This is a genomic window from Propioniciclava sp. LT432 (assembly GCF_059515965.1).
Genome location: NZ_JCAKNE010000006.1, coordinates 126,003 through 135,443 on the forward strand (window position 1 = coordinate 126,003; position 9,441 = coordinate 135,443).

At 71.2% G+C, this 9,441-nt stretch carries 8 protein-coding genes; all 8 read left to right on the top strand.

The window, feature by feature from the left end; translation table 11 throughout:
* The first annotated feature begins 56 nt into the window (after positions 1–56).
* The 8 genes from mfd to AC5YDV_RS04845 all read left to right on the top strand — a co-directional run bounded on the left by mfd (position 57) and on the right by AC5YDV_RS04845 (position 9,418).
* Positions 57–3,545 (top strand): transcription-repair coupling factor, encoded by a 3,489-nt coding sequence (gene mfd / locus AC5YDV_RS04810; RefSeq protein WP_496183224.1) that lies wholly within the window; start codon positions 57–59, stop codon positions 3,543–3,545.
* A gap of 57 nt (positions 3,546–3,602) precedes the next feature.
* On the top strand, positions 3,603–4,115 hold the full coding sequence (locus AC5YDV_RS04815) for a hypothetical protein (RefSeq protein ID WP_496183225.1): 513 nt from the start codon (positions 3,603–3,605) through the stop codon (positions 4,113–4,115).
* A gap of 50 nt (positions 4,116–4,165) precedes the next feature.
* Positions 4,166–4,738 carry a nucleoside triphosphate pyrophosphohydrolase gene (locus tag AC5YDV_RS04820; RefSeq protein WP_496183233.1) on the top strand — a complete coding sequence of 191 codons (573 nt, stop codon included), beginning with the start codon at positions 4,166–4,168 and terminating at the stop codon, positions 4,736–4,738.
* A 40-nt stretch (positions 4,739–4,778) separates the two neighbouring features.
* Complete coding sequence (gene eno / locus AC5YDV_RS04825) at positions 4,779–6,059, top strand: phosphopyruvate hydratase (RefSeq protein WP_496183226.1); 1,281 nt, start codon at positions 4,779–4,781, stop codon at positions 6,057–6,059.
* 153 nt (positions 6,060–6,212) lie between these two features.
* Positions 6,213–6,866, top strand: coding sequence for an FtsB family cell division protein (locus tag AC5YDV_RS04830; RefSeq protein WP_496183227.1), 654 nt, complete (start codon positions 6,213–6,215; stop codon positions 6,864–6,866).
* Between the two features lie 24 nt (positions 6,867–6,890).
* Positions 6,891–7,412 carry a DUF501 domain-containing protein gene (locus tag AC5YDV_RS04835; RefSeq protein WP_496183228.1) on the top strand — a complete coding sequence of 174 codons (522 nt, stop codon included), beginning with the start codon at positions 6,891–6,893 and terminating at the stop codon, positions 7,410–7,412.
* Entirely contained in the window at positions 7,409–8,341 is a 933-nt protein-coding gene (locus AC5YDV_RS04840; protein WP_496183229.1) for a Ppx/GppA phosphatase family protein, read from the top strand. Before AC5YDV_RS04835 ends, AC5YDV_RS04840 begins: the two co-directional genes overlap by 4 nt.
* A gap of 108 nt (positions 8,342–8,449) precedes the next feature.
* Positions 8,450–9,418, top strand: coding sequence for an IS481 family transposase (locus tag AC5YDV_RS04845; RefSeq protein ID WP_496181913.1), 969 nt, complete (start codon positions 8,450–8,452; stop codon positions 9,416–9,418).
* The last annotated feature ends 23 nt before the right edge of the window (positions 9,419–9,441 follow it).

Sequence of the window (9,441 nt, forward strand, 5' to 3'; positions counted from 1 at the left end):
TCGGGGAGAGCGCCAGCCTTCGGGCCCCGCCCCGCACCGGTCGTACACTGGCCGGCGTGGATCTTCCGGGCCTGATCGAGCTCGTCGCCTCCGAACCCGTCGTCGCTGAGCTCGTCGATGCCGCCCGTTCGGGGTCCGAGCCGACCCTCGACGTCACCTGCCCCTCGGCCCTGCGGCCCCTGGTCGCGGGCACCCTCAGCGAACGCGCGGGCAAGCCGTTGCTGGTGGTGACGTCGACCTACCGCGAGGCGGAGGCGGTGCGCGACACGCTGGCGTCCGTGCTGGGGCGGGACGCCGTGGCCTACTACCCCGCCTGGGAGACGCTCCCGCACGAGCGGCTGAGCCCCCGTTCTGACACCGTCGGCAAGCGACTCGCGGTGTTGCGCCGGCTCGCCGGCAACGCCGACCTGCCCGCGCCCCGCGTCGTGGTCGCACCCGTCCGCGCGGTCCTGCAGCCGCAGGTGGCCGGGCTCGGCAACCTCCTGCCGGTCCGCATCGCGGTCGGGCAGGAGCACGACATCGACGACCTCGCGCACGCGCTGGTCAACGCCGCGTACGTGCGCGTGGACCTGGTCGAGCGGCGCGGCGAGTTCGCCGTCCGCGGCGGCATCATCGACGTGTTCCCGCCCACCCTGGAACACCCCGTCCGCATCGACTTCTTCGGCGACACCGTCGAGGAGATCCGGCCGTTCTCCGTGGCCGACCAGCGCTCGCAGGACGAAACCCTCCCCGAGGTCACCGCCGACCCCTGCCGCGAGATGCTGCTGACCGAGTCGGTCCGCCAGCGGGCGGCCGACCACGCGACCCGCACCGGGGTCCCCGGCCAGCTGCGCGAGTTGTTCACCCGCATCGCCGAGGGCCACGCCGTCGACGGAATGGAGGCCCTCGCCCCCGCCCTGGTCGACCGCCTCGAGTTGCTCGTCGACGTGCTGCCCGCCGACACCATCGTGCTCGTCAGCGACCCCGAGAAGGTCCGCGCCCGTGCCCTGGAACTGCACACCACGAGCCAGGAGTTCCTGGCGGCCTCGTGGTCCGCGGCCGCCGAGGGCGGCAGGGCGCCGATCGACCTCGCGGCGTCCGCCTACCGCCAGCTCGCCGACGTGCGGTCGGACGCGCTGGGCCGCGGCCAGGCGTGGTGGACGATGTCCGCCTTCGCCGAGGACCCCGACAGCCGGCACATCGTCGCCGAGGAGAACGAGCCGTTCCGCGGCGACCTCGAGGCCGCGGTGGAGGCCATCGCCGAGTCGGTGGCGTCCGGCTTCACCACCGTCCTCGTGGCGGACGCCGTGGGCCGCGCCCAGCGCTTCGGGGAGGTCCTGGCCGAGCACGACCTCGCCGGGAAGGCGTCCATCGTTGTCGCCGACCTGCCCCACGGCTTCCGGGTGGACGCCATCAACCTGTGGGTCTTCACCTCCGGCGACCTGGCCGGCATCAAGGGCGGCTCGGACAAGCCCGAGCGCAGGATGCCCGCGCGGCGCAAGAACGCCATCGACCCGCTGGAGCTCAAGCCGGGCGACTACGTCGTCCACGACGCGCACGGCGTGGGCCGCTATGTCGAGATGGTGACGCGGACGGTCCAGAACGCGACGCGGGAGTACCTCGTCATCGAGTACGCCAGCTCCAAGCGCGGGCAGCCCGGCGACCGCCTCTTCGTCCCGATGGACAGCCTCGACCAGGTCACCCGCTACGTCGGCGGCGAGGCCCCGAGCCTCGACCGGATGGGCGGGGCCGACTGGCACAAGCGCAAGGCGCGGGCCCGCAAGGCCGTCCGCGAGATCGCCGCTGAGCTCATCAAGCTGTACGCCGCCCGGCAGGCCACCCAAGGCCACGCGTTCGGGCCGGACAGCCCGTGGCAGCGCGAGCTGGAGGACAACTTCACCTACGTCGAGACCCCCGACCAGCTGGCGGCGATCAACGAGACCAAGCGGGACATGGAGGAGCTCGTCCCGATGGACCGCCTGATCTGTGGCGACGTCGGCTACGGCAAGACCGAGATCGCCGTCCGCGCCGCGTTCAAGGCGGTGATGGACGGCAAGCAGGTCGCGATCCTCGTGCCGACGACGCTGCTCGTCCAGCAGCACTTCGCGACGTTCGCGAACCGGTACGCGGGGTTCCCCGTGTCGGTGGCGGCGCTGAGCCGATTCCAGACGCCGGCCGAGTCGAAGAGGACCATCGAGGGCATCGCGGACGGTTCCGTCGACGTCGTCGTCGGCACCCACCGGCTGTTCTCCAACGAGGTGCAGTTCAAGGACCTCGGGCTGGTGATCATCGACGAGGAGCAGCGCTTCGGCGTCGACCACAAGGAGGCCTTGAAGAAGCTGCGCCTCAACGTGGACGTGCTCGCGATGTCGGCCACGCCGATCCCGCGCACGCTGGAGATGGCGATCACGGGCATCCGCGAGATGAGCGTCATCGCGACCCCACCGGAGGAGCGCCACCCGGTGCTCACGTTCGCCGGCCCGTCGGACGACGCCCAGGTACGAGCGGCGATCCGCCGTGAGCTGGCCCGTGAGGGCCAGGTGTTCTACATCCACAACCGGGTCAACACGATCGAGAAGGCCGCCGCCCACATCCGCGACCTCGTGCCCGAGGCGCGGGTCGCCGTGGCGCACGGCCAGATGAACGAGACGCAGCTCGAGAAGGTCATGGTCGACTTCTGGGAGCGCGAGGCCGACGTGCTGGTCTGCACCACGATCGTCGAGGCGGGCCTCGACATCTCCACGGCCAACACCCTGATCATCGAGCGGGCCGACCTGCTGGGTCTCTCCCAGCTGCACCAGCTGCGCGGACGCGTCGGCCGTGGTCGCGAGCGCGGCTACGCCTACTTCCTCTACCCGCCCGAGAAGCCGCTGACCGACACCGCGCACGACCGCCTCGCCACCATGGCGGCCCACACCGACCTGGGCGCCGGCATGGCGATCGCGATGAAGGACCTCGAGATCCGCGGCGCGGGAAACCTGCTGGGCGACGAGCAGTCCGGCCACATCGCCGACGTCGGCTTCGACCTGTACATCCGCCTCGTGGGGGAGGCCGTGTCGGACTTCCGTGGCGAGGACACCGAACCCGAGCCCGAGATGAAGATCGAGCTGGCCGTGGACGCCCACCTCCCGACCGACTACGTCGAGTCCGAGCGCCTGCGCCTGGAGATGTACAAGCGGCTGGCGTCCGTGCGCGAGGAGGCCGAGCTGGACGCCGTGCGTGCCGAACTGCTCGACCGTTACGGCCCGCTGCCCGACCCCGTGGAGAACCTGTTCGGGGTCACCCGCTTCCGGATCCTGTGCCGCTCGGTCGGGATCACCGAGGTGCTCTCGGCCGGAACGATGATCCGGTTCAGCCCGGCCGTCCTGGCCGACTCGCGCGAGATGCGCCGCCAGCGCATGTACCCCGGCTCCCGGGTCAACAAGCAGACCCACCAGTTGTTCGTGCCGCGTCCGATGACCGCGCCCATCGCGGGCCAGCCCATCAAGGACGGCGCGCTGCTGGAGTGGGCCACCCAGGTGGTGACGGCCCTGTTCGTCCCGGAGCCCGCGCGGGCGGCCCCCTGACCCCGGCGGCCGGATAGGATCGCCCGTGAACCGATCGTCCCAAGGAGTTCGAAGCACATGAACAAGGCAGCACGCGTCCTGACCGCCGGCGTCGCCGTGGCGGCACTCGCCCTCACCGGCTGCGCCGGGAGCCCGTCGGACGCCGCACGCGTCGGGACGGTCTCGGTCAAGGACTCGACGGTCCGTGGCGTCGCGGACAGCATCACCCAGGTGACCGGCACGGAACCGGCCGTGGCGCTGAAGCAGGCCACGTACGACCTCACCCTCGGCGAGGCCTCGCGCCAGATCGCCGCCGCGACGGGCACGGCCGTGTCGCAGGCCGAGGGCAACGCGATCGTGAGCCAGAACCAGGCGGCCGCCGCCGTCGCGGCGACCGGGCAGGGGGCCGCCTGGGCGGACGCCGTCGGCACGACCTACGTCGTCCTGCAGAAGATGGGCGAGGAGAAGTTCGTGGAGGAGCTGAACAAGCTCGACATCACGGTCAATCCCCGCTACGGCGCGTGGGACGCGGCCCGTGTGACGATCGTCGACGACACGCTGTCGACGGCCTCGACCATCGCCAAGTCCTGATCGACCCTCGGCGCGTGTCGCATCCCGAGGTCGAGCGCCTCCTCGACGTGATGGCGGCGCTCCGGGTCGGCTGCCCCTGGGACGCCGAACAGACCCACCGGTCGCTGGTCACCTACCTGGTCGAGGAGGCGGCCGAGACGGTCGAGGCGATCGAGTCGGGCTCGGACGAGCACCTGCGCGAGGAACTCGGCGACCTGCTGCTGCAGGTGGTCTTCCACGCCGAGATCGCCCGCACCGAGGGCCGGTTCGACATCGACGACGTCGCGAAGGGCATCGCCGACAAGCTCGTGGCCCGGCACCCGTACGTCTTCGGTGAGGTGGACGTCCCCGACGACCTCATGGGGTCCTGGGAGGCGCGCAAGCGCGCCGAGAAGGGGCGCACGTCCGCCCTCGACGGCATCCCGCCGCTGAACGCACTGGCCCGGACGATGAAGGTCGTGTCGCGGGCCCGCTCGCACGGCGTCCCGCTGGGCCTACCGGACGAGCCGGTCACGGCGTCCGAGGTGGGGGAGTCCATCGTCGCGCTCGTGGCCCGGGCGCAGGCGTCCGGGGTGGACGCCGACCAGGCGGTCCGTGACACCGTCCGGGCGCTCGAGGACGCCGTGCGCTCGGCCGAGCGATAGGCTGACCGCGAAGTCAACCACCGACGAAAGGCAAGTCACCGTGGCACTCATCGACATCGTCACCGCACGCGAGATCCTCGACTCCCGAGGCAATCCCACCGTCGAGGTCGAGGTGCTCCTCGACGACGACGCCCAGGGCCGCGCGGCGGTTCCGTCCGGCGCCTCCACCGGCCAGTTCGAAGCCGTCGAGCTGCGTGACGGCGACAAGGGCCGTTACCTCGGCAAGGGCGTCCTCAAGGCCGTCGAGAACGTCAACGAGTCCATCGCCGAGGAGATCATCGGCTTCGACGCCACCGACCAGCGCGAGATCGACGCCGCCATGATCGAGCTCGACGGCACCGCCAACAAGGGCAAGCTCGGCGCCAACGCCATGCTGGGCGTCTCGCTGGCCGTCGCGCACGCCGCCGCCGAGTCGGCCGGCCTGCCGCTGTTCCGCTACGTGGGTGGCCCCAACGCACACGTCCTGCCCGTCCCGATGATGAACATCCTCAACGGTGGCTCGCACGCCGACTCCAACGTGGACATCCAGGAGTTCATGATCGCCCCGATCGGCGCCGAGACCTTCGCCGACGCCCTGCAGATGGGCGCCGAGGTCTACCACAACCTCAAGTCCGTCCTGAAGGAGAAGGGCCTGTCCACCGGCCTCGGCGACGAGGGTGGCTTCGCCCCGAACCTCGAGTCGAACCGCGCGGCCCTCGACCTGATCATCGAGGCCATCAAGAAGGCGGGCTACGAGCCCGGCACCGACATCGCGCTCGCGCTGGACGTCGCCGCCTCGGAGTTCGAGTCCGACGGGGTCTACACCTTCGAGGGCACGTCGAAGACGGCCGAGGAGATGGTGGCCATCTACGCCGAGTGGGTCGACGCCTACCCGCTGGTCTCCATCGAGGACCCGCTGAACGAGGAGGACTGGGACGGCTGGAAGGCCATCACCGAGCAGCTCGGTGACAAGGTCCAGATCGTCGGTGACGACCTGTTCGTGACCAACCCGGAGCGCCTCCAGCGCGGCATCGACTCCAACACCGCCAACGCGCTGCTGGTCAAGGTGAACCAGATCGGCACCCTGACCGAGACCCTCGACGCCGTCGAGCTCGCCCACCGCAACGGCTACCGCTGCATGATGTCGCACCGCTCCGGTGAGACCGAGGACACCACCATCGCCGACCTGGCCGTCGCCACGAACTGCGGCCAGATCAAGACCGGTGCCCCGGCCCGCTCCGACCGCATCGCGAAGTACAACCAGCTCTTGCGCATCGAGGAGACCCTCGAGGACGCCGCGGTCTACGCCGGCCGCTCCGCGTTCCCGCGCTTCAAGGGCTGATCCTCTCCGCCTGACGAACCACCGCAACGGCCGGTCCTCCTCGTGGGGGCCGGCCGTTCGGCTCGTCCGCGGAGTGTCGCGCCCCGACCGGGCCCGGGCCTCGACCTAGGCTGGGCTGAACCTCGATCCTTCCCCGCTGAGAGGCCCAGGTACGTGCGCGAGAACCGGCTGAACCGCCAGCCGTCCGGCCCCGGACGGTCCACCAAGCGCACCCGGTCGCCCGTGGCCGGGCCGCGCCCGGCGTCCCCGTCCACAGGAGCCGGCCCGGCGGGTCCGCAGCCCGGGCCGGCGGCCCCCGTCCGCACCTCCGCGCTGGCGCGCGCAACGGCCCGCCTTCCCCGCCCCTCGAACAACCTCGGGTTCACACGCCGGGCCCTCGTGCTCTTCGGCGTGGTCCTCGTCCTCGGCTTCTCGTTCGCCAGCTCGCTGCGGGTGTGGATGGTCCAGAGCGAGGACCTCGCGGCGGCGACCGCCCAGGTCGAACGCGACCGGGCGCGCATCGCCGAGCTGGAGAGCTCCCTGCAGCGGTGGGACGACCCGGCCTACGTCCGAGCCCGGGCGCGGGAACGACTGGGGTGGGTCATGCCCGGCGAGGTCGGCTACCGCGTCGTCGGCAAGGACGGGGAGGTGCTCTCCGGCACCTCCGCGATCGAGGGTGTCGGCACGCCGCGGCCCAGCGAACTGGCGCCGCGCTGGTGGGACAGGCTCGCAACGTCCCTGCGCCACGCGGACGAGGTGGCGGCCGAGCCGGATCCCGTGGCGGAACCGGACGCGCAGCCTCCCGCGGCCCAGCCCGTGGGTCCTTGACAGGCAGCGAGTAGGGTGTTCGCCGTGCCTGTCCTCGAACCAGCCTCGGATTCCGATGTCGCGATCCTCGCGGCGCAACTCGGACGCGAGCCCCGCGGCATCGCCGGGATCGCCTGGCGCTGCCCGTGCGGGAAGCCCGGCGTCGTCGCCACCGAGCCCCGGCTGCCGGACGGCACCCCGTTCCCGACGACGTACTACCTGACCTGTCCCCGCGCCGTCGCGGCCTGCTCCACGCTCGAGGCCGAGGGTGTGATGGCCGACATGACCGAACGCCTCGGCACGGACGCCGACCTCGCCGCGCGGTACGCGTCCGCCCACGAGGCCTACCTCGCCGACCGGGCCGCGCTCGGCGACGTCCCCGAGATCGCCGGCATCTCCGCGGGTGGCATGCCGACCCGCGTCAAGTGCCTCCACGTCCTCGCCGGGCACGCGCTGGCGGCCGGGCGTGGCGTGAACCCGCTCGGGGACGAGACCGTGGACGCCCTGGGCGAGTTCTGGCGGCGTCCCTGCCTGGAGGGGGAAGCATGCCTCGAGGGGGAAGCATGAGCCGTGTCGCCGCCATCGATTGCGGCACCAACTCGATCCGCATCCTGATCGCCGAACAGGCCGACGACGGTGTGCGCGAGGTCGCTCGCGACCTGCGCCTCACCCGGCTGGGCCAGGGCGTCGACGCCACCGGCGAGTTCCACCCGGACGCGCTGGCCCGCACCTTCGCCGCGTGTGACGAGTACGCCGCCCTGCTGGCCGAACACGGCGTGGACGTCGTCCGGTTCGTCGCGACCTCCGCCGCGCGCGACGCGGGGAACCGCGAGGAGTTCTTCGCCGGCGTCCGCGAGCGGCTCGGCGTCGAGGCGGAGGTGATCGCCGGCGACGAGGAGGCCCAGCTCTCCTTCGACGGCGCCCTCGGCGCGAGCCCGGACGCCCCCGCGCCGGCCCTGGTGATGGACATCGGCGGCGGCTCCACCGAACTCGTCCTCGGGCAGGCCGGACGCCCCGTGCGTGGGGTCTCCCTCGACATGGGGTCGGTGCGCCTGCGCGAGCGCTTCCTGGCCTCGGACCCGCCGACGCTGGACGAGGTCACCGAGGCCGCCGAATTCATCGACGACCTGTTGGACGCCTCGGGCGTCGACTTCGAGGCCGCCCGCACGTGGTTCGGCGTCGGGGGTACGGCCACGTCCCTGTCGGCCATCGCCCAGGGGCTGGCGGAGTACGACCGGGCCCGCGTCCACGGGTCGACAATCACGCGCGAGCAACTCGCCGCCCTGGCCCAGCGCCTCCTCGGCGCGCCCGTGGCGGAGGTGCTCGAGATCCCGACCATGGTCCCGGGCCGCGCGGACGTCATCTGCGCCGGCGCCCTCATCTGCCACCGGATCGGCGCCCGGATGGGGATGGATCTGACCGTGAGCGAGTCCGACATCCTCGACGGCATCGTCGACGGCCTCCTGCGGGAGGACGACGCCGCTGCGGGGTCCTAGATGTACCGAGCCAAGAGGTTGGTGACAGCGCGTCGGTATTGACGTGAGGGAGGACCCCCGGGTGGGGTGTGGCTTGTCGAAGGTCACATCTCACACCCGGAGGTCCTCGTGTCCCACCGTAACGCCCGCCTCAACTTTCATGGCCGCAAGCTGCTGGTCGATCGGGTCCGATACCAGCACTGGCCGGTCGCCCATGCAGCGAAGGCGATGGGGATTTCACGTCAGTGTGCTCACCGCTGGCTGGCACGCTGGGACGCCGAGGGCGAGGCCGGTCTGCATGACCGGTCCAGCCGTCCTCACGCGTGCCCGACCGCGACACCAGCCACGGTGGAGGACCTGGTGGTGGCCGCCCGTCAGGAGCACCGACGCGGCCCTGACTGGATCGCGGCCGAACTCGGGCTCGCGCCGCGGACCGTGACCCGGATCCTGCACCGACGGGGCATGCCGCCCCTGACCTGCCTGGACCCGATGACCGGCCAGGTGATCCGCACCTCGAAGCAGACCGCGGTCCGCTACGAACGCGAACGTCCCGGCGAACTGGTGCACGTGGATGTCAAGAAGCTGGGCAAGATCCCCGACGGTGGCGGCTGGCGGGCCCACGGACGCTCCGACACCATCGTCGCCAAGAACAAGCGGCCCAAGATCGGCTACGACTACGTCCACTCGATGGTCGATGACCACTCCCGCCTGGCCTACAGCGAGATCCACGACGATGAACGCGTCGACACCTGCGCCGGCTTCCTGCTGCGAGCCGCGGCCTACTTCGCCACCCACGGCATCACCAGCATCGAGCGAGTGATGACCGACAACGCGTTCGCCTACCGACATGGTCGAGCGTTCATCGACGCGGTCGAGACCATTGGCGCGAAGCAGAAGTTCATCAAACCCCACTGCCCCTGGCAGAACGGCAAGGTCGAACGCTTCAACCGCACCCTGACCACCGAGTGGGCCTACCGCCACGTGTTCACCAGCAACCAGGCCCGCCGCGACGCCCTTGACCCCTGGCTGGAGACCTACAACACTCAAAGACGCCACAGCGCACTCGGAGGACTACCCCCGACCAGCCGCCTGTCATGAACGTCGTGGCCCAGTACACCTAG

Coding starts and splice junctions, on each gene's coding strand:
- AC5YDV_RS04840 (WP_496183229.1), top strand. CDS start 7,409: ATGAGCCGTGTCGCCGCCATCGATTGCGGCACCAACTCGATCCGCATC.
- AC5YDV_RS04815 (WP_496183225.1), top strand. CDS start 3,603: ATGAACAAGGCAGCACGCGTCCTGACCGCCGGCGTCGCCGTGGCGGCA.
- AC5YDV_RS04820 (WP_496183233.1), top strand. CDS start 4,166: ATGGCGGCGCTCCGGGTCGGCTGCCCCTGGGACGCCGAACAGACCCAC.